At 46.8% G+C, this 19,872-nt stretch carries 16 protein-coding genes; 12 read left to right on the top strand and 4 right to left on the bottom strand.

Translation table 11 applies throughout. From position 1 onward, the window contains the following. Window positions 1-237 precede the first annotated feature (237 nt). Window positions 238-1,152: an MBL fold metallo-hydrolase gene (locus tag ACIDITHRIX25_RS76125; RefSeq protein WP_052606362.1), complete on the top strand. Its 915-nt coding sequence runs from the start codon at window positions 238-240 to the stop codon at window positions 1,150-1,152. A gap of 29 nt (window positions 1,153-1,181) precedes the next feature. Here the strand turns inward: ACIDITHRIX25_RS76125 and ACIDITHRIX25_RS76120 are convergent, their stop codons facing one another. Then, window positions 1,182-2,765, bottom strand: coding sequence for a CpaE/TadZ family protein (locus ACIDITHRIX25_RS76120; RefSeq protein WP_052606363.1), 1,584 nt, complete (start codon window positions 2,763-2,765; stop codon window positions 1,182-1,184). A 50-nt stretch (window positions 2,766-2,815) separates the two neighbouring features. After that, complete coding sequence (locus tag ACIDITHRIX25_RS76115) at window positions 2,816-3,541, bottom strand: CpaB family protein (RefSeq protein ID WP_052606364.1); 726 nt, start codon at window positions 3,539-3,541, stop codon at window positions 2,816-2,818. A 306-nt stretch (window positions 3,542-3,847) separates the two neighbouring features. Here ACIDITHRIX25_RS76115 and ACIDITHRIX25_RS76110 point away from each other — a divergent pair, with 306 nt between their 5' ends. Then, window positions 3,848-4,081, top strand: a complete 234-nt coding sequence (locus ACIDITHRIX25_RS76110) for a helix-turn-helix domain-containing protein (protein WP_052606365.1) — start codon at window positions 3,848-3,850, stop codon at window positions 4,079-4,081. A gap of 322 nt (window positions 4,082-4,403) precedes the next feature. Here ACIDITHRIX25_RS76110 and ACIDITHRIX25_RS76105 read toward each other — a convergent pair whose 3' ends face one another. After that, window positions 4,404-4,985: a hypothetical protein gene (locus ACIDITHRIX25_RS76105; protein ID WP_052606366.1), complete on the bottom strand. Its 582-nt coding sequence runs from the start codon at window positions 4,983-4,985 to the stop codon at window positions 4,404-4,406. A 408-nt stretch (window positions 4,986-5,393) separates the two neighbouring features. Here ACIDITHRIX25_RS76105 and ACIDITHRIX25_RS76100 point away from each other — a divergent pair, with 408 nt between their 5' ends. From ACIDITHRIX25_RS76100 to ppdK, 9 genes are all read left to right on the top strand, one after another. Further along, window positions 5,394-6,350, top strand: a complete 957-nt coding sequence (locus tag ACIDITHRIX25_RS76100; protein WP_052606367.1) for a PhoH family protein — start codon at window positions 5,394-5,396, stop codon at window positions 6,348-6,350. A gap of 199 nt (window positions 6,351-6,549) precedes the next feature. Further along, window positions 6,550-7,029 (top strand): rRNA maturation RNase YbeY, encoded by a 480-nt coding sequence (gene ybeY, locus ACIDITHRIX25_RS76095; protein WP_052606368.1) that lies wholly within the window; start codon window positions 6,550-6,552, stop codon window positions 7,027-7,029. A gap of 107 nt (window positions 7,030-7,136) precedes the next feature. Next, window positions 7,137-8,438 (top strand): hemolysin family protein, encoded by a 1,302-nt coding sequence (locus tag ACIDITHRIX25_RS76090; RefSeq protein ID WP_052606369.1) that lies wholly within the window; start codon window positions 7,137-7,139, stop codon window positions 8,436-8,438. A gap of 2 nt (window positions 8,439-8,440) precedes the next feature. Then, complete coding sequence (era, locus tag ACIDITHRIX25_RS76085) at window positions 8,441-9,292, top strand: GTPase Era (protein ID WP_201733000.1); 852 nt, start codon at window positions 8,441-8,443, stop codon at window positions 9,290-9,292. 270 nt (window positions 9,293-9,562) lie between these two features. Next, complete coding sequence (locus tag ACIDITHRIX25_RS76080) at window positions 9,563-10,042, top strand: heme-binding beta-barrel domain-containing protein (protein ID WP_201732999.1); 480 nt, start codon at window positions 9,563-9,565, stop codon at window positions 10,040-10,042. Next, window positions 10,039-10,791, top strand: coding sequence for a polyprenyl diphosphate synthase (uppS, locus tag ACIDITHRIX25_RS76075; RefSeq protein ID WP_249685715.1), 753 nt, complete (start codon window positions 10,039-10,041; stop codon window positions 10,789-10,791). The genes ACIDITHRIX25_RS76080 and uppS overlap by 4 nt, the downstream gene beginning before the upstream one ends. Window positions 10,792-10,952: 161 nt before the next feature. Continuing rightward, on the top strand, window positions 10,953-11,669 hold the full coding sequence (gene recO / locus ACIDITHRIX25_RS76070) for a DNA repair protein RecO (protein WP_052606372.1): 717 nt from the start codon (window positions 10,953-10,955) through the stop codon (window positions 11,667-11,669). Between the two features lie 38 nt (window positions 11,670-11,707). Continuing rightward, window positions 11,708-13,021 carry a glycine--tRNA ligase gene (locus ACIDITHRIX25_RS76065; RefSeq protein WP_152626083.1) on the top strand — a complete coding sequence of 438 codons (1,314 nt, stop codon included), beginning with the start codon at window positions 11,708-11,710 and terminating at the stop codon, window positions 13,019-13,021. A 403-nt stretch (window positions 13,022-13,424) separates the two neighbouring features. Beyond that, window positions 13,425-16,058 (top strand): pyruvate, phosphate dikinase, encoded by a 2,634-nt coding sequence (gene ppdK, locus ACIDITHRIX25_RS76060; RefSeq protein ID WP_052606373.1) that lies wholly within the window; start codon window positions 13,425-13,427, stop codon window positions 16,056-16,058. Between the two features lie 291 nt (window positions 16,059-16,349). Here the strand turns inward: ppdK and ACIDITHRIX25_RS76055 are convergent, their stop codons facing one another. Beyond that, window positions 16,350-17,147, bottom strand: a complete 798-nt coding sequence (locus ACIDITHRIX25_RS76055) for a helix-turn-helix domain-containing protein (RefSeq protein ID WP_052606374.1) — start codon at window positions 17,145-17,147, stop codon at window positions 16,350-16,352. 755 nt (window positions 17,148-17,902) lie between these two features. On the opposite strand from ACIDITHRIX25_RS76055, the gene dnaG reads away from it, so the two are divergent. Continuing rightward, window positions 17,903-19,846 carry a DNA primase gene (gene dnaG, locus ACIDITHRIX25_RS76050; protein WP_052606375.1) on the top strand — a complete coding sequence of 648 codons (1,944 nt, stop codon included), beginning with the start codon at window positions 17,903-17,905 and terminating at the stop codon, window positions 19,844-19,846. Window positions 19,847-19,872 lie beyond the last annotated feature (26 nt).

The raw sequence follows: 19,872 nt of genomic DNA, 5'->3' as shown, positions 1-19,872 counted from the left end.
AAATGGCTTTGTTTTTTTGCTTTGTGGTGCATTTGTCTTCATGATCACATGAGCCGATGGTGAGGACCCTGGGCATTTAGCTCTGAGGAGAATCATCGATATTGATTCTCACAATAGCGAAAAATCTAGTTGCTAGAGGACTTTAGACGAACTTTCATCGTTACTATGGGATCTGTCCTTCTTGGATTCTAGATTGGAGTATCTCGTGCGATCGTTTTACTGTGGAGATGGTGAAATATGAACTTCGAAGATCTGCCTGTTGTGGATCCTAGGGTTGCACAGGTGCCTTTTGGCTCTATGGAAACGGTGACCGAAATTGGACCGAATGCGATACGAATTGTCGCACCAAATGCATCGCCAATGACTCTAGATGGAACCAATACCTATCTTTTGGTGGGCGACAAATTGTCCACATTTATCGTAGACCCAGGCCCTTCGACGCTGGAGCACCTCTTGGAGGTAAAGGGAGTAATCGAGAAAAAGGGGCTTGATCCACGTGGCATTCTTTTGACCCATGGTCACTTTGATCACTCTGAAGCAACCAAGGCTTTCGGCTTAGAATTTGAAGTACCTGTCTATGGGAATGGCCACCTAGATGATTTGGAGATGATACACCTTTCAGATAATGACTCCATCGAACTTGATTCGTCCAAGGTGATAGCACTTGGCACTCCGGGCCACACCGGGGACCATCTTTGTTTTCTTCTACCTGATGGAGAGCTCCTAACCGGTGATCACATTCTTGGCAGGGGTACCTCGGTGGTGGCCGCTCCAGATGGTGACCTCGAAAGCTACATCGGATCATTGATCAAGGTTTACGACTTGGATCGACGTCATCTTTTACCTGGTCATGGACCAGACCTAACCTCTGAGATATCCAAAGAGGTCGTAGGGTATTACCTGAGTCATCGCATGTTGAGGTTGAAGCAAGTTCTATTTTCTTTTGACGAAAATCCAAAAGATGTCAAGGATGTTGTCAGAGGAATATATGGTGATTCGGTCCCGGAATCACTTTTTTTTGCAGCCGAACTTTCCACCCGGGCCTCGGTTGTCGCACTCTTAGAAGGTGGCCATTTGAGAGCTGTTGGCTCAGGGGGCTACATACGCAATGAGGCATCTGATTTTGATATGACTCTCTTTTTGAAGGGGTGATTTGTCGGGCGACTTCTTATTTTGACGGTTCAATTGATTCCATCACTGGCGAGCTCTCCAGGCATTATTCGCCGCAAATTGACCTTAGGTTCGGACTTTGTTTGTTTGGGAGTATCTTCACGTGCAAGCCATGACATCAGGGGTTGATATAACCCTTTGGGAAGTGGTCTAATCGATTCATGAATTGACTCTAAATTGCGCTCAAATCCGCAGGTAAAGATCTTTAGTGCAGCATTATCGGGGCTGACTTTAAGGTTTCGTCTTGATTTTGAGGTATTAGGTTCGTTGTGGAGGATGAATTCACTGCAAACCTGGTTGCAGAGTCGTTCCAATTGAGAATGCTGAGGATTCGAGGAGCGTCGAATGGTTCGATTGGATTTGCAGACTACTAAGGCAATGCAAGCAATGGGCGTCCCAAGCGATAAGACTCGATGGAGTAACCGGAGGGCTCCATGAATTCCTCGCAGGTCTTCGCTAAGTGTGATTATTACACGGTCAGCTAAGGCGAGCGCCACTTCACTTCCAAGGACCGTTGGATCTGGATCTACGGCGTCGACGATCCGAGGAGCACGAATCTTATTGTCGATGTCAAACACCACGTAGTTGAACTCCTCTGTAACTTTATCGATCAAACTCCTTAGGTCGTTCTCTCGTGCTGCCAAGGTATCTTCTTGCCGCTTGGTTCCAACGATCATTACATAGCGCCGTTCTAGACACTGGATATAAAAGTTTCGCAGATAGGTAGCAGTGAGCTCAGACTTTCGCGCGCCAACCATTAGTTCGCCGAGGCCAGGGTGGGCGCGATCGACGTCGTGGTACATTCCGATGTCACCATCGGCTTTCATATCGATCAAGAGCGTCGAATCCATTTGGGCTAACGCTTGAGCGATCGCCATTGAAGTCGTAGATGCCCCAGACCCGCCTACGCCAAGGACCGCAAACGTTCTTGATTGGGGTTGTGGCTTTTGCTCTATTGGATTTGTGGTATTTGCGAAGTTGTATAGCTCTCCTTCGTAGTCAAAGCTATCTATTTCTGTTGGATTGAAGTTGGATTCATGTAAGATCGGATTGAATTGTTCCTGGTTGATTGTTTGACTCTCCAGCCCCTCTAAGAAGCTCTGCTCGTCAAATCCTAGGTGAAGATCGCTCAAGTCAATAAAAGGATCGCTATCTGGGGTCTCGGGTGGTTCTGGAGTTTTTGGCGCTTCTGTTTTTGGCGAGTTTTTTTTAGAGATAGGTTCTATCGCGCCATTGAACTCCTCGACACTAAAGGGGTAGCAAAGGTAGTTACTAGATCCTTCGATCACTTTTTGGGGATTTGGGGTCGTTCCGATCTTGATTGCCTTGATATTGTGTGCCTTGGCAATTTCGTAGATTGAGATCAATTGTTCGCTGGCATTTGAATCGACCAGGATTGCCACGACCAAGGCTTTGGCTTGAAGGTACTCTATGACCTCCTGCGTTGACATTGCTACCGCAAGGTCAACGTCTACGACCGATCCATTACACCATCGACTTAACTCTCTTAGCCAAGCGTGGGTTCCACTTAAGATAGCGATTACTGTTGGTCGGTTGTTAGGGGACGTTATGGATGGTGAATGTCCGTCTTCCATTATTCCTTCTTTGGGGTATAAGCGTCTTTGTTCTTTTGATTGCTAAAGTCTTATCCTGCGAAGTTGACCGCATAGGTTCCTGGGTCATTTGGAGGATTGACTTGGTTCGCGAGATCAATTGAAACTGTCTGAGATGCGGTTCCATTTGCAATTGCTAATGCCGTCATTGAATCTGGGACAGCAACGGTGATGGTAATAGGTGCGTTGGTTGGGGCAGATACGCCTGTTTGAATGGCTGAAAGCGCTTCTACCACGAGGTTTCGCCCCAACACGGTCGTCACCGCAGAGGTGCCTTGCCCAGCGGTGCCATAGATGTCTATGCGATCGCCAGTAACGATTTCGCCATTTAATGCTCTCGATATGGGGATGGCAAATGAGATTAGCCTCTTTTGATTCCCCGACTTGGAGGCGACTACTTCGCCCGGTGACACTGTTTGGCCCGATTCTATAGAATAAAGAGTCCGTCGGCCAATAATTCCGGCTTCGGCAAGGGTTGGTGTCGGCGCACCAACAGTATTTGCTGATGTCACCCGAGCAACAGAAAGGTCACCAGCTGATACGATCTGGCCAGGTAGGATTTGGCGATTAGCAATTGTGATATATCCAACGGTGGTACCAGCTGTTGAGGTGGAGGTAATGGCTTTCAGCGCGAGGCCGACGCCTAGGATCGAGAGAAGAATGCCAACATTTCGATAGATATTGCGAGGTTTCCAACTGGCCTTGTTTGGGCTGGAGCTCAGACCGAGTCTTATATTTCGCTTCGGAAGTGTTTTCAAAGGGGTTTTTCCTTGAGTAAGCGCTCGATTTGAGCGTACGTCTCAATGAGGCCTAGTAGGCAATTTGAAAAATGAAGCAAAATCGTTATATTGACGTCAATATTTACGATATCATAAAATTAGCATAGTTGTTTGATATCTTTCAAAATAACATGATAAATTGTAAGAGCAGAGAAATTGATGTTTCCGCCCGATTTGTTACGAATTGCTTAGCGCCACCCACAAAACTTGCGTAGATCAAAGTGGAACCGAATTCTCCAATAACGAGTTGGTAACTAGATCACCACTTACGAGGAGGTAATTATAATGGCAGTTCACCGAAAAGCTTATGAGGCTATCGACTGGATGTCCTCAAAGGAGGCCTCTGAGTATTTAGGGGTCAGTCTTCAAACTTTGTATAGATTTATTGATTCGGGGTCGCTCACCGCCTACTTTATGGGTCGTGTCATTCGACTTAAATACAAGGACGTTGTGGAGTTCTTGGAGGGCCAAAGAATTGGCAGGGGTACGCTACATTCCATCCTCGAGGAGTCTCAGTAGTTAGTCTCAGTAGTCAGTAGTCAAGAGTCTCGGTAACGAAGAGTCTCGGTAATATCGCCCAAGTCACAGCCTTAGCTCCCTAGAAAATTTTCTTATGGTCAATGTGATCGCTAAGTTTATTTTGCCAATTTTGTGGTAGTCGAAGCGCCAATCAAACTCTCACTCTGATTCGAGCAACAAGTATTGCTGTCTATTAGGGAAATATTTATCTTTGGCTATTTTCTTTTCGAAAGATCTGTTCGCTTAAAATTGAGTTCAAAGTGCTGGGTAAACTCCAATTTGTCCCAGCAATCTTCTCCAAGCAGACATAGCCTCATTTTGACTATGGCCTTCTTATTGAGATCGTTCCAAGTGCTGCCAATGGGAAGATCGTCCTAAATATGGCGATTTCATTTAGTTTTTCTAGAAAGATCAGATCCTCGCCGACTCCGGCGAAGTTGTATAGAGCTTTATGGTTGTTATGCAGTAGCGTAATTTCGAGCTTTGAACCAAGAGGAAGATGCCTATCCAAATAGGCGAGGATTGAAAATTGGGCCTGAACATCAGGACTCTTACTTTTTTTTAGCGCGAGATCAAAACGCTCCTTGAAGGTTACCTCTGAGATCGCACCGAAGGTTATGAGCACTACATCCCTTTGGCCAGTAGAAACATCTTTCTCAATTATCACGGCGTCGCTGAGAACTTTGGCGACTATTCCGGTAATCCGTATGCCCGAAATGGACTGAATGTATATCTCAGTTTGACTACGGGATAAGTTTTCTAAAGCTTTTTTCGTGTCAAGAGGAGCTCTAGCGACCTCCGAAAACGGTGTCTTTTGTGCGCCATAGAGGTTCCGCTCTGCTAGGACTTCATTCATTGCCCATCGATCCAGGGCCGACGTGGGGTTGTCTAGAAAATCTTCCAACTGAATCGATCTACTTTCTCTCCAAGAAATTCATACGGGATGCAGGGGGTTTATCGCAAGTTTTGCGATGTGAGATTTGGAGGCGATTTTGGTCGCAATTAGTTGGCGATGAAGCCTAGGCAGGCTTCTTGGTTTAACAACTCGTCTCGTTCTCGTAACGAACCAAGACTTTGCTTTCAAGTTAACCACAATATAATAACTTAATCTCGGATCCGAGAGGGGGCCGTTGGCCGCTTATTTTTGGAATTACATTGTTAGTGAAGTTACCTGGTCTATCATCCCAGCCAACTCTGACTTGTGACCATAGTGTGAAGATGGTCCTTCCTCGTGATAGCATAAGTAGGTGTAGATCATTTAGGAAGGCGATCTTTTCTTGAAATTTGTTAGCGTGGAGTCTCACCTTTGTCAATGACCGACGCAGTGGTGGTCTTCGTCCCGAGCAATAATCTAATGGCGGGGCTATTGGGACAGGGCGATAAGTTCCTTAGGATGTTGGAAGCGGCATTTCCGAACTCTCTGGTGCACGTCAGAGGGAATCAAATTACGATCGATGGCCCGGATGCAGGTTTATTATCCAAGCTATTTCGCGAATGGGTGGTTCTTTTGGAAGCCGGAGAGGTTCTTGATGAGAATGCCGTGTTGCGTACAATCGATATGATAAGCGCCGATGTCAATCCATCTGAGGTGTTGACGACCAAGATAGTAAAGTCTTCGCGAGGAAAATACGTAAAGCCCAAGACTGCTGGCCAAAAGAGATACTCAGATGCTATAGCGGCAAATACCATAACTTTTGGTGTTGGACCAGCTGGAACTGGCAAAAGTTATTTGGCCGTGGCGCAGGCCGTTCAAGCTTTGCAAGAGAAGTCGGTCAATCGAATTATCCTAACTCGACCTGCGGTTGAGGCGGGGGAACGCCTTGGATTTCTGCCGGGTGACCTCATGGCAAAGGTGGATCCCTACCTCCGCCCTCTCTATGATGCACTCTATGATATGTTGGACACAGAAACCGTTCTGAGGCTTATTGAGCGTTCAACAATAGAGATCGCTCCGCTTGCCTTCATGCGAGGTAGAACTCTAAATTCCAGTTTTATAATCCTAGATGAAGCTCAAAACACCACGCCAGAGCAGATGAAGATGTTCCTAACTCGAATCGGTTTTGGCTCCAAGGCGGTAATCACTGGTGATGTTACTCAGGTTGATATTGCGGGAGGACGTTCTGGGCTACTCGGCCTGGAGAGCTTATTGAGCGGGATCGAAGGAATTGCGTTCGTACATTTAGGTCGCCAAGATGTGGTTCGGCATAAGATAGTTTCTGATATCGTAGCTGCCTATGAAAAGGCTACTCCTCCACCGAATCTAAGGTAGAATTATAATTCTTTTAAGAGACCTTACACCTCTTGGCCTACATGGACGTTTTATCCAAAGAGTAGGCTGTCTGGATAGGTTTGTGGTTGCCTTCCGAGCTATTTGTGCTGAGCATTTCTAATTTGCTCTTGACGAAATGTTGTTATCGTGGCTCCTGCAAAGTTTAGTGGAAGCCTTTCGATACATAGGGTTAGTTAGAGTGACGATTATTGTATATTCGGTCGATGCGCAGCAAGATTCGTCGCTGGACCCTACTGTTTGGGGAGAGCTGACAAGAGAGGTCTTGCTCGCAAGCGGTGTTAGCGGAAATGCCGAGTGTTACCTATCATTTGTAAGTCCACAAGAGATCGCCAAGTTGAATATGGAGTATATGGGAAAACAGGGTCCCACTGATGTTCTTTCGTTTCCAGTAAGTTTTGAAGTGGAGATATCGGCTGAGATTCCTCGTATTCTAGGTGAGATATATATCTGTTGCGATGTGGCACGTGAAAATTCTCAAGAACACCAAGATGATCTTCATGATGGTAGTCTTGAAGATGAATTGGCTCTTTTAGTGGTACATGGCGTATTGCATCTTTCTGGAATGGATCATGAGATAGAAGAAGAGGCAGAGGTCATGGAAGCTCGTGAACGTGACCTACTTAATGACTTTTATTATTCCAAGAAGTTGAAACATTGAGCAGATCGATAGACCTAGTTGAAGACCTAGATAAAAGGGGCGGAAGTCATCCTTTGCGCCTCAGTTTGGGCGTCGGTGGAGACGTATCGGACCGAACGGTATAGACGATGAATATCATTATTGCGGCTGTTGCATGGCGAGCGAGCGATACGCTCACCGTTTTTGCTGTAGTCGTTCTTATAGCTGCGTCCGGCTTTGTTGCTCTGGCTGAGACCTCGTTGACTCGCATAACAAAGGTTAAAGCCTCCGTTCTCGCGGAGCAGAATCGACGTGGAGCCAAGGATCTTTCAAAGTTGATTGAAGAGCCCGGCAAATTTTTGAATGCGATTTTGTTGACCGGATTGGTTTTTCAACTTGTAGCTGCCACGCTGGTCGGAGTTATAGCCGCTCGTCTTTTTGGTGCCCTAGGTGTGAGCGTAGCCATAGTCTTTGAAGTTATTGTAATTTTTATTGTCGCAGAGGCTATCCCAAAAAATTACGCTGTTCACCATGGAGAACGTGCCGCACTGTTTTCCGCCCCTATCGTCTCTTTGTTGGTGCGGTTTCCACTTGTTAGAGGGGCTTCGATGGTCGTCTCTGGTATTACGAATGCACTTTTGAAGGGGCAGCCATATTCTACAATGGGAAATGTCTCAGAGCAGGAGTTGCTTGCTATGGCAGATGCGGCTGCCGAAGATGAGGCAATCGAGGATCAAGAGCGAGAAATTATTGCGTCGGTTATTGAATTTGGCGATACCGTTGCACGTGAAATTATGGTGCCTCGCGTAGATATAGTGGCGGCTGATCAAACTTCCACTATTGACTTCGTATTGTCGCTGGCGTTAGAAAAAGGAGTCTCGAGACTTCCAATTTACGATCACAACTTAGACAATATCACTGGAATAGTTATGATTAAAGATCTGGTTCGCGCTAGTAGGAGCGGACAGCGTTTGGCTTTGGTGGCTACAATAACACGAGGCGCTCGATTTGTCCCAGAGACCAAACCAGTCCTTGCACTTTTACGCGAGATGCAAGCCGGTAAGTATCACCTAGTTTTGGTGGTCGATGAATATGGCGGTACCGCGGGTCTAGTGGCAATGGAAGATCTGATTGAAGAACTCGTCGGAGATATTGTTGATGAATTCGATCTCGAAGAGGATGAAGTTGTTGAAATTCGTCCTGGTTGTTATCGAGTGAAGGCTACTAAAAGTGTTGATGAATTGAATGAAGAGTACTCTCTTTCTCTTCCTACAGGTGATTGGGATACGGTAGGCGGCCTCTTTTTGCAGCTTCTCGAACACCTCCCGAAGGTTGGAGAGGAAGCTACCAGTGGAAAGTACGCCTTGATCGCAGAAAATGTAATAAGAAATCGTGTTGTCACCATTCGTCTTGAGATCCGTGATGGCCCATCTGGCGATTCGGGGATTTGAATATGACTTTTGATGATTACAGATCTGGTTTTGTAGCGATAATCGGTCGACCCAATGTGGGTAAGTCCACCTTGATCAATTCTCTTGTCGGCAAGAAGATCTCTATCGTTTCGACCAAGCCGAACACGACTCGAACAGCGATTCGTGGAATTATAAGTGGGGACGGCTATCAAGTCGTCTTAGTCGATACGCCGGGAATCCATAAGCCGAGATCTCGTCTTGGTGCTCGATTGAATAACACAGCAACAGATGCTATGAGCGATGTGGATTTGGCAGTTGTGGTGGTGGATGCGTCGGCTTCGATGGGTCCTGGCGACGAGAGAGTTTTGGCAAGTGCCCCTCCGGGTAGCTTTATCGTCTTGAATAAGGTGGATCGGGCTTCCAAGAGTGCAATTATGGATCGCCTTTTAAGGTTGAGCTCCTACAACATGGAAGAATATTTTCCCATTTCCGCCAAGACCTTAGAGGGTGTAGACGAACTTCGTGAGGCGATAGTTGCCAAGATGCCAAGCGGACCACCATACTATCCACCAGGTGTGGTCTCAGATACGACTGAGACAGAGTGGATTGCAGAACTTGTTCGAGAGGCTTTGCTGGAGATATTGCGAGAGGAACTGCCACACTCGCTCGCCACAATGGTGACCGAGGTTGAGGAGTCCTATATTCGCTGTGAGATATTTGTAGAGAGGGACTCTCAAAAGGGTATTGTGGTCGGACACAGGGGTTCCAACTTGAAAGAGGTGGGCATTCTGGTCAGAAAGAGCTTGGCTCCAAAGATGTACCTGGAGCTTGTGGTGAAGGTTGCCAAGGATTGGCAATCTCAAAATCGCTATCTTGATGAGTTTGGCCTTTAGCACTTCTAATTGGATTGCAAAGAAAACTTATGGAGTCCAATCAATAAAAATCTATTTTTCAATGAGATACGCTCCTTGGCCAACTTTCATCTTTTAGTGTTATATTTCCAGAGAGATCGCGGTCGTTGTTTGGATTGAAATCGCGGATGTGTTTTAGACTCTCTCCTTGAGTGGGTATCTGAATTTTCAAAAAGTTTAAAGCTGTTTTTGATTTAGAATCAACAGTCGCGATCTATTTGGATCATCCCGTTGGATTGTTTAGGAGCTCGAATGGAAAACGGAGCGGTTATCGAGGCTGTCTGCGGGCGATTTGTAGGTCGTGGAAGTGGAACGTATCCAACGATCGCTGATTTTGAATACAATGAAATAACGATCTTTTCGCTATCTAAAAAGGGATTTATCAAATACTCCCAAGAGACTACATCGATTGGAGACGATACTCCAATGCATCAAGAGATGGGGTACCTTCGATTGGGAGCAGATCAATCCGTTGAATTTCTAGTCGTTCAGCCGACGGGATTGACCGAAGTTTCGGTTGGGTCCGTCGCTATTTTAGGCGATGGAAGCGTTGAGATCTCAAGTGGTTGCGTTCCGATGTCATCACCAAGTGCTAAGGCGGTGCGACGAATTGAGAGGAAATTTACCTTCGACTCGCTGGGCCTGGCCTATTGGATCTCGATGGCGACGAATGACGTCTTTCTCTCTCATCATCTATCTGGGGTTCTTACCCGAAAGGTGAGTGTCAATTGACCTTCGATCCTAATTGTGATTCGGATTCAGATGTGACGCTCTCTTGGCTGGATAAAGGCAGAATTCCACGGCACGTGGGTTGTGTAATGGATGGCAATGGTCGATGGGCCCAGCGGCGAGGTTTACCACGAACCGATGGCCATTCTGCTGGCGAGTCTGCGTTGATGGATACCGTATATGGATGTCTCGAAGTCGGTGTGAGCTGGTTAACCGTTTATGCATTTTCTACCGAGAATTGGAGGCGACCCGCTGACGAGGTTCGATATCTGATGAACTTCAACGAATCCTTGTTGATGCGGCGTAAGGACGAACTTGATGAAAATGGTGTTCGTATAAACTTTGCAGGCAGACGAGATTGGCGTGTGCCCAAGAAGGTTCTTCGCCAGATGGATGAGAGCGCAGATCAAACCAGGGATAACGTCAAGTTAGTTCTCACTATTGCTTTTAATTACGGAGGAAGGGCAGAGATTATTGACGCCGTTCGATCGTTGCTGGATAGTGGAGCTAAAAGTTCAGACATCACCGAGAAGGCTATCTCTAAACACCTATATAACCCAGATGCACCTGAATTGGACCTTGTGATTAGAACGTCGGGAGAATATAGGATTTCAAACTTTCTTCTCTGGGAGATTGCTTATTCAGAGCTGGTCTTCACCGATGTTCTGTGGCCAGATTTTCGTAGAGAAGATCTATATAAGGCGATCTACGAATATCAGGGGCGAAATAGGCGCTTCGGCAAGATTGGATAGAGATGAAGACCATAGCAGCCCTTGGAATCTTTGGAATTTTTGCTTTTTTACTCTTTGCCGCTATTGGTGGGTTTAGACCGGCTTGGATCGTGTTGGTGGTCGTGATAGTCTTTTCCCTCCTATTTAATATCGGACCAAATAGTAAGCGCAAGACAAAATAGATGCCCCTTTATAACGACCAAGCAGTTGTCTTGCGCAATTGGAAACTTGGCGAGGCCGATAAGATCATCTCCTTATACGGTGTGGAGCACGGCAAAATCAGGGCTGTTGCCAAAGGCGTTAGAAAGACAAAGACCAAGTTTGGCGCTCGACTTGAACCGATCAGCTACCTGAAGATTCAGTGTTGGGAGGGTAGTTCTGAACTGCATATCGTCAGCCAAGTTGAGTCAATTGAACTCTTTCCTAGGATAAAATCCGACCTCGAGCTTTTGCGTAAAGGGCTTGCAATAGTAGAAGTCATTGAGGAGTTGATCGGAGATTCAACGGGTGATATTGAGATCTTCAAACTTCTCGTGCGCGCCCTTGATACTCTGGAGCGGCGTGATTCGCCATATTTGCTGAGTGGATTTTTATGGCGGCTTCTACAGGTAGAGGGTGTCTCTCCTGAGCTCTCGTGTTGTGTTGAATGCGGAGAGCCAGAAGGGCTCGAATTTTTCTCTAACTCTGGGTCGGGACTGGTGTGTTCTAGCCACGGTAGCGCTAAGCGGATTTCAAAGGGTGCCATAGAGGTGATCTCCTATATCAGCCAAGGTGAAGTAGCCCGCGCCCTTGCCCTTGGTGATTCGCCAGTGCGATTAGAAGTTGAAGAGTTGGCGATTTCCCAAGTGGAGAATTTGATATCGCATAAGGTTAAGGCCCTTCATCTCGGTTCTTATTAGAAGAGTTCTATTGTTTTGGCATTAGGATCAATTGGATCATGGCTAATGCTGAATTAATGGAAAAGATTGTAAGCCTCTGCAAGAGACGCGGGTTTATATACCCGTCAGCGGAGATATATGGTGGATTTCGTTCCACCTACGACTATGGCCCCCTCGGGGTCGCGATGTTGCGTAATGTCAAGAACCAATGGTGGCATGCCATGGTGGAGCGCAGACGAGATGTGGTTGGCCTTGACGCCTCTATCTTGTCCACGCCAAAGATTTGGGAGGCTTCGGGTCACCTTGCGAATTTTACCGATCCTTTGGTGGATTGTCGTAAATGTAAGGAGAGATGGCGCGCCGATCATATAGATGGCGTCTGTCCCAACTGTGGATCTAGCGACTTGACCCCATCACGCGAATTCAATATGATGTTCAAGACTCATGCGGGTCCGGTCGAGTCAGATGGATCGGTCGCATACCTGCGCCCTGAGACGGCCCAAGGGATGTTCATAAACTTTGCGAATGTTCTCACAACCTCTCGAAAGCGGCCTCCTTTTGGTATAGCTCAGGTGGGGAAGAGCTTTCGCAATGAGATAACGCCTGGGAATTTTGTCTTTCGAACTCGTGAATTTGAACAGATGGAGATGGAGTTTTTCGTTCCGCCTAACGAGGCTCAAACCTGGTTTGAATATTGGTATCAAGAGCGCTTTGCATGGTATCAAGAAAATGGCATACCGAGCGAAATGTTACGCCTACGCCATCACGAAAAAGAGGAACTGTCTCACTACAGCGCTGGAACCGTAGATATTGAGTTTGATTTTCCTTGGGGATGGGGTGAGCTAGAGGGCATCGCCAACCGTACCGACTTTGACCTCAAATCACACCAAAGCGCTTCGGGGGAGAAACTGGAATATTTCGACCAGGTAACAAACAGTCGTTATACTCCCTATGTCATCGAACCTGCTGCTGGTGCGACCCGGGCTATGATGGCCTTTTTGATTGCTTCATACCGAGAAGATGAAGTCGAAGGCGAAGTCCGCGTGGTACTTGGTCTTCACCCTAAAATTGCTCCTATTCAGGTTGCAATCCTGCCGTTGATGAGAAAGGCGCCCTTGATGGAGAAGGCGGGGTCGATCTTCTCAGCTCTTTCGGATAGATTTCTCTGCGACTATGACGACACTCAATCAATAGGAAAACGATATCGACGCCAGGACGAAGTTGGAACACCAGTCTGTCTAACTGTCGATTTTGATTCACTCGAGGATGATACAGTTACATTGAGAGATCGTGATTCGACTAGCCAAATTAGAGCCAAGGTGTCGGATTTGCCGAGTGAGATCGATAAGTTATTTAGCGCTTTTGAGAGATGATTCTTTGAATGCGTATCGTTTTGGCGTCTTTTATTTTGATGGCGCTTTAGCTTCGTAATACCTTATTTTGGAGCTTACGAGATGATATTTATCGTTGACCATAAATCGTTGACCATAAATCGTTGACCACAATGAATCGCACAACTGAAGCTTTATATGGATTTTGTAATCTCCGGTGATCTTTGATCTCCGGAGATTCCTCATTAGGGTGGTAAATTGGCTGATTGAAACGCTTTTTATGAAAATCAATTCGCACTTTCAGCCAAGGTAGAAGTTGTGTCATCGCATATTTTAAAGCAGTATGGATATATATAGTAGTCAAATTGTATACATTGAAAAATCACCCTTATGGGTGATGATTTTTTACTATCTATTTGACAAAGTTAGTTAGCATAGAGTTGCTATGAATTTTGTTTTTGACTTTGATTTTCACCATGCTAAAGCGCCTAGGGATATGCGAGATCTTTTGGGTGGCAAGGGCGCCAATCTCGCCGAGATGACTTCGGTACTCAAGCTTCCAGTGCCCCCAGGCTTTACGATATCGACACAGGCTTGTCGTGAATATATGCACTCTGGATGGATCCCACAATTTGACCTTGAGATAGATGCAGCGCTTGGTCGTCTCGAGGACAAGATGAAAAAGCGAATCGGAGATCCAACAAATCCACTACTGGTCTCGGTGCGTTCTGGAGCAAAGTTTTCAATGCCTGGGATGATGGATACAGTCTTGAACCTAGGGCTTAACGATATAAGTGTCGGTGGTCTGCACGATCAAACACAAGACGAACGCTTTGCCTACGACTCCTATCGACGGTTTATTCAGATGTATGGTCGAATCGTCTTGGGTGTCAAAGGCGAGGTCTTTGATGATCTTTTCGATGCGGCAAAGGATTTGGCGAGTGCGCGTTCGGATTCGCAGGTACCAACAGTTTTGTTATCCTACTTGGTGAACTCATATAAAGAAATCGTACTTCGATATGTAGGAGCTGCCTTCCCTCAGGATCCCAAAGAGCAATTGCGGGGGGCAATTGAGGCGGTATTTCGTTCATGGAACGGCGAGCGTGCGATCGCCTATCGACAACGGGAGGGAATTCCCGACGACTTGGGTACTGCGGTGAACGTCCAGACGATGGTATTTGGAAATCGTGACGATAACTCAGGGACTGGTGTTGGCTTCACGCGTAATCCATCGACCGGTGAGGCCCTCGCGTATGGTGATTTCTTAGTCAATGCACAGGGTGAAGATGTCGTTGCTGGTGTAAGAAACACGGAGCCTCTTTCGGCCATTGCACAGCGTTTCCCGGTTATAGATAAGGAGCTGCGCGAGATCTTTGGTCGGCTAGAACGTCACTATCGAGATATGTGTGATACAGAGTTTACGATCGAGCAGGGCAAATTATGGATGCTTCAGACTCGCGTGGGAAAGAGAACTGGCTTAGCCGCCCTGAAGATGGCTGTCGATATGACCAATGAACCCGATATCGGCCTATCTCGCGAGGAGGCAGTCCTTCGTATTACCTCGGAACATTTAGACCAGGTATTGCATCCGCAATTTACGACAACTGAGGTCGAGGTTATCGCCAGAGGGCTAGGGGCATCTCCAGGAGCCGCCGTTGGAAAGGCCTACTTTAGTAGTGAAGATGTTATAGCAGCTACTCAAAGGGGTGAACGGGCAATTTTGGTCCGCAAGGAGACCTCGCCTGAGGATGTGAGTGGCATGCTGGCCGCAGAGGGTATAGTCACATCTCGGGGAGGACTTGTCTCTCACGCTGCCGTAGTGGCTAGAGGGTGGGGCAAGCCAGCCATTGTTGGTGTGGATTCGATTCACATTATCGGTCGCTCCTTCGTAGCAAACGGCTTTAGTGTGGTTGAAGGTGACGAGATATCACTAAATGGAACGACCGGCGAGGTGATTCTCGGAGCCGTAGAGGTATCAGTCTCTGAGCCTTCTTTTGAATTTGAGATGATTCTTGGTTGGGCGGATGATATTCGTAAGGGTAAGGTTGCGGTTAGAACTAATGCCGATACCGCTCAAGATGCCGCTAACGCTCGTAAATTTGGAGCTGAAGGTATTGGCCTATGTCGTACTGAGCATATGTTTTTAGCTGAGGATAGGCTTCCGATCGTCCGAAGGATGATTTTGGCCGAGACCGAAGCGGATGAGGCAGATGCACTCGAGGAGCTTCGGATTGCGCAAAGGATCGATTTTCGGGAGATCCTGCTCGCCATGGATACTTTGCCAGTTACGGTTCGCCTTCTCGATCCTCCCCTTCATGAGTTTTTGCCTGACACAGAGTTTTTGGCGATCAAAGAGGCTTCGATTGGTCTAACCGAAGAAGAAGGGCGGCTCTACAAGGCAGCTCGCGCTTGGAGAGAGGTCAATCCAATGCTGGGCACGAGAGGCGTTCGCCTAGGGGTTATGAAGCCGGGACTCTATAGCATGCAGGTTAGAGCTTTGATTGAGGCGGCTCGAGATTTGGCCGACAATGGATTTCACCCCAATGTCGAGATAATGATCCCTCTGACAGTCGCTAGGGCAGAGCTTGAGCTAGCTCGTTCGTGGGTTGAAGATGCAATCTCTTCCGAAGGTGACTTTGGAGATGTGGCTATTTCTATTGGGACTATGATTGAGACTCCAAGAGCAGCCATTTGTGCCAACGAAATAGCACAGGTCGCTGAGTTTTTCTCTTTTGGTACGAACGACCTAACGCAGATGACTTTTGGCTTTTCTCGTGATGACGTCGAAGGCAAAATGATGGCGACTTACATAGATCAGGGCTTGCTTCCGTCCAACCCCTTCAAAAGTCTAGACGGTGATGGAGTTGGGGAATTAGTGAGAATTGGTATCGCCAAAGGAAGGCAGGGCCGTCCGTCTCTAAAGGTGGGGATATGCGGAGAACACGGTGGTGATCCCGCATCAATCGATATCCTCGTAGATGCTGGCGTGGATTACGTCTCATGTTCACCATTTAGGGTGCCAATTGCACGTTTGGCAGCCGCACAAGCCGTCCTTCGCCATGGCGTGAGCGATAAATAGTATTATTTTCGCGGAATCGATTCAATGATTTGGTGATAGTAATCCCGCTTGAGTGTTTGTGGGATTGACTCTAGAGCATAAAGCCCAAATTAATGTCTTTTATATCACCTCCAAAGATCCCAAGGCGGGATCTTTGGAGTATTTTTAGGAGACCTCTCATCTATTCTTAAACGTCATTTCGCGTATATCATGAGATTTGAGGCGTAAATTGGAATCGCTCGGACATCCTTTTGAGCGTTGAACGAATAGCTATCTTGTAATTTGAGGGTTCAATTTGTGCCAGTGGATCTGTTACTGTGCGATGGAGTCAATATCGACTTCGCCATGTGCGCTTTGAATAGTTTGGATGAGTTCCGATACGCTTGATCCCATCCCTCCTACTATCGTCCGGAAGCCGTTTTCCTCGAGGAGTTCTTTTGTAATTAGGGCCGATGGTCTTGCTTTTGGATTTGTTACAGACAGTACAACAAAGTCCGGCTTGTCGGTTTTGGCAAAATCGACTAAATCTTGCATTGGTACCTGTGAACCAAGGTGTTGAACGAGCCAGTGGTGAAAACGGAGAGAGGCGGTCGCCATCATAGAGGGTAATTCATGTTCGTCTCCCACGGGTGTGGTTACTACTACTTTACCGTGCGGTCGTCCTCGTCGTTGATATGATGCGGTCTCTAGAATATGGCAGCAAATCCTACTTGCCCTGTGCTCTACGGCGACTGAAAGGCAGCCCGTAGTCCATTCTTGGCCAATTTCATATAGAGCAGGAGCCATCATCTTTTCGATTGCCTCTACGATATCGAGCCCTCCAACCAACAGTCTCTCAAACTGATCTTTGGCATTTGAAGCGCTACCTGTGATCAGGTTGGTGTAGAAGTGTTGAGATAGGACTTCCCAATCTCGAACTTTTGTAACCTCGGGCGGTGGGATTGGAGAATATCGAGCGTCTCTGAATGCCGCTAGGTCGCTTTTGTGAACTCGATAGCGAGTCCCTACCTTCTCCGCCTTGAGGACGCCTTCTCGAATCCAACGGTAAGCCGTCTGGTAATGCACACCTAATATCTCTGCTGCATCCGCCAATTCAACGTATTGCGTCATCACATTCAATTCTACTTTTCAAATGAGTTTTCGCCATGACCTCAAAGTTCATTTGCAGCCATACGACTTTTGATCTTCAGGATGAATACATCAAAATAAAGATCCATTTTTTGTACTGGGTCCTCATCAATGATCGCCCTTATTGTCCTAGTCGTCGGCAGTAAAGTTCGATCTAGGTAGGTTAACTTTTGCTGCTGTTTCAAACTATGGAGTTAATTTTACAAAATTATAACTATAAAAATAGCCAGATTACAGCGTTAGTTGTGACGCAAAGTGAAATTTCTGAATTTTATCTGAATTCGATGGGGTCCGTTTCCAATCTCTTGCTTTGATCGGATTTGAACGCTGCGTCGGCTTCGAAGTTGAAGAGGTCTTATTCTTGGTTTTTGGATTTATAAAACAGTTTTATTTCCTTGGCGTAGACCTCCAATCGATAGCCGAGTGTTCTTTGTAGTCCAAGTTGCTTGCCTACTATTTTGTGCGGTATCTGGAATTGATAGATGCGACAATGGGGTCGAATGTCACAGCTATTTTATGAGTGATGATAACTTCAATGCCTTTCGCATAGACTCATCGGTGTGAGCTAGATTTTGTTTATAAGGTACAAAAGTGTGCCAAGTCACATGGCTTGTGCTCGTATCGTGTCGTATTCATCTTTGTGTGGACCTTTAAAATAGAGTTGCTCCCCTTGTCTGCGGTAGGTGATTTTCTTTGTGCGACTGGGCGTCAACCTGATCTCTTGAAAGCGGTTTTTAGTGTCAATTCCATCCTCTGAAGTGACTGCTGTGTTAGAACGCGTCGACCTGATTGGTTTGGTCTCCGAACACGTGCCTTTGCGTAGAGTCGGGAACCGTTTCGTCGGACTGTGTCCCTTTCACTCTGAGTCCACGCCGTCGTTTTCAGTAAATCCAAAATTAGGCGTTTATTACTGTTTTGGTTGCCAGGTTTCTGGCGATGCAATCTCGTTCGTGCGCTCGATAGAGAAGCTCGATTTCGCAGACGCAGTGGAATATCTCGCTAATCGTGTTGGTATCTCGATAAGTCGTGATTCGGGGGAGGACTCTAAGGCCAAAGGTCGCCTAAAGGTGTTGCGTGAGACGATAAGTAGAGCCAAGGAGTTTTTCGTCGCAAATTTGAATGACGGACCTAACTCTAAGATTGCTATTGACTATTTGGAGAGCCGAGGCATCTCTGCCAAGCTCAGAGATAGATTTCAAATCGGATTGTCCCCAGGTGATTCTCTTGCACTTTCTAGATTCCTAGGAGTCTCTAATGGCCTCTTTAGTGCCAGTGGCTTAGGGTTTGTTGACTCTTATGGCCATCAAAGAGATATGTTTTCGGGAAGGATAGTCTTCCCGATCTTTGATCAATCGAATAATCCTGTGGCCTTTGGAGGAAGGGTTATCCCTGGAGTTGAATACCGTGGAGAATCCGAGCCTGCTAAATATAAAAACTCACCTGAAACCGATCACTATGCCAAAAGGCGTACCTTGTATGGCCTGAATCTATCAAAATCTGAGATAGTACATAAGGATATGGCGATTATATGTGAGGGGTATACAGATGTCGTTGCATTCTTCAAGGTAGGTCTTGAAGTGGCTGTGGCTACGTGTGGTACTGCCTTGACGGAGGAGCACCTCGATCGCCTTAAGAACTTCTCTAAAAATATTGTTTTAGCCTTTGATGGTGATAAGGCTGGGGCGAGTGCAACCGAGCGGATATACGAATGGGAACGTAGATTTGGTTTAAATGTAAGGGTGGCTAGCTTTCCCGACGGGGAAGACCCAGCATCACTTTCGCTCTCATCGCCGGATCTCCTGAGAAAGGCGATCGAAGAGGCTCAGCCATTTTTATCCTTTAGACTCAGGCGATTCTTTAAAGATAGTGATTTAAAGTCAATCGAGGGGCGGGTGAGTACGAGTAATGGCGCCATCAATATTATCTCTGAGCATCCCAATCCTCTTATTCGAGGGCAGTATCTGATGATGATAGCTGACGCTTGTCGGCTAGAGGTTAAAGATTTAGAGCGGCGACTCGAGAGAACTGTGCGTGCTCGCCGTTCACATAGCGAACCAAGTCAGGAACTTGTCAAAGGTGTAAATCAACCAATGGTTTCCCCAGTTCAGCCTCAAGACGACGCCAATGTTGATCTGGCCCCTTTGTCTGAGGATGATTTTGATCAACTTTCTTCGACACTGCCGCCGCGTTATTCTTTGAGCGAACTCCTAGATGGTGAATTTAGACCATACAATGAAGCGATTAGAGCATTGATCGCAAATCCCACAGATTTGGGCGACTATATGCCTCCATTTTTATTTACCCATCCGATACACCTGGAGTTGCGTGAATATTTGACTACATCGAATGGCCTGGAACTACGCCACCAGAGCGATCTTCCCCTAAGCGAAACCGCACGTAGCCTAATGGCTCGACTTTCAGTTGTTCCCTCGGAGATGGATGAGGTCGGTGTGATAGCTCAACTACTCGAACTCCACTGTGATCGCACGGTCGAGGGACTCCTTCGTCGGATCAGAAGAATGGCTCAATCGGGGAACGAGGATGATTTGGTCCTGTTGGAGATCTCTTCGACTATGGCTTTTATTAGGTCAGAGCGAGCGAAATTGCGGGACTCGCTCACTCTTGATGAGGCAGTTGGGACTTTACTGCGATATTTTTGGGAGAATGAGGTGCCAGAGTGAACTCCTTGGCAACCAATTGCAACTCA

The organism is Acidithrix sp. C25 (assembly GCF_904848545.2).
This window is presented reverse-complemented; position numbering and strand designations above follow the sequence as displayed.

Coding starts and splice junctions, on each gene's coding strand:
- ACIDITHRIX25_RS76125 (WP_052606362.1), top strand. CDS start 238: ATGAACTTCGAAGATCTGCCTGTTGTGGATCCTAGGGTTGCACAGGTG.
- ACIDITHRIX25_RS76120 (WP_052606363.1), bottom strand. CDS start 2,765: ATGGAAGACGGACATTCACCATCCATAACGTCCCCTAACAACCGACCA.
- ACIDITHRIX25_RS76110 (WP_052606365.1), top strand. CDS start 3,848: ATGGCAGTTCACCGAAAAGCTTATGAGGCTATCGACTGGATGTCCTCA.
- ACIDITHRIX25_RS76100 (WP_052606367.1), top strand. CDS start 5,394: ATGACCGACGCAGTGGTGGTCTTCGTCCCGAGCAATAATCTAATGGCG.
- ACIDITHRIX25_RS76090 (WP_052606369.1), top strand. CDS start 7,137: ATGAATATCATTATTGCGGCTGTTGCATGGCGAGCGAGCGATACGCTC.
- era (WP_201733000.1), top strand. CDS start 8,441: ATGACTTTTGATGATTACAGATCTGGTTTTGTAGCGATAATCGGTCGA.
- ACIDITHRIX25_RS76080 (WP_201732999.1), top strand. CDS start 9,563: ATGGAAAACGGAGCGGTTATCGAGGCTGTCTGCGGGCGATTTGTAGGT.
- recO (WP_052606372.1), top strand. CDS start 10,953: ATGCCCCTTTATAACGACCAAGCAGTTGTCTTGCGCAATTGGAAACTT.
- ACIDITHRIX25_RS76065 (WP_152626083.1), top strand. CDS start 11,708: ATGGCTAATGCTGAATTAATGGAAAAGATTGTAAGCCTCTGCAAGAGA.
- ppdK (WP_052606373.1), top strand. CDS start 13,425: ATGAATTTTGTTTTTGACTTTGATTTTCACCATGCTAAAGCGCCTAGG.
- ACIDITHRIX25_RS76055 (WP_052606374.1), bottom strand. CDS start 17,147: ATGACGCAATACGTTGAATTGGCGGATGCAGCAGAGATATTAGGTGTG.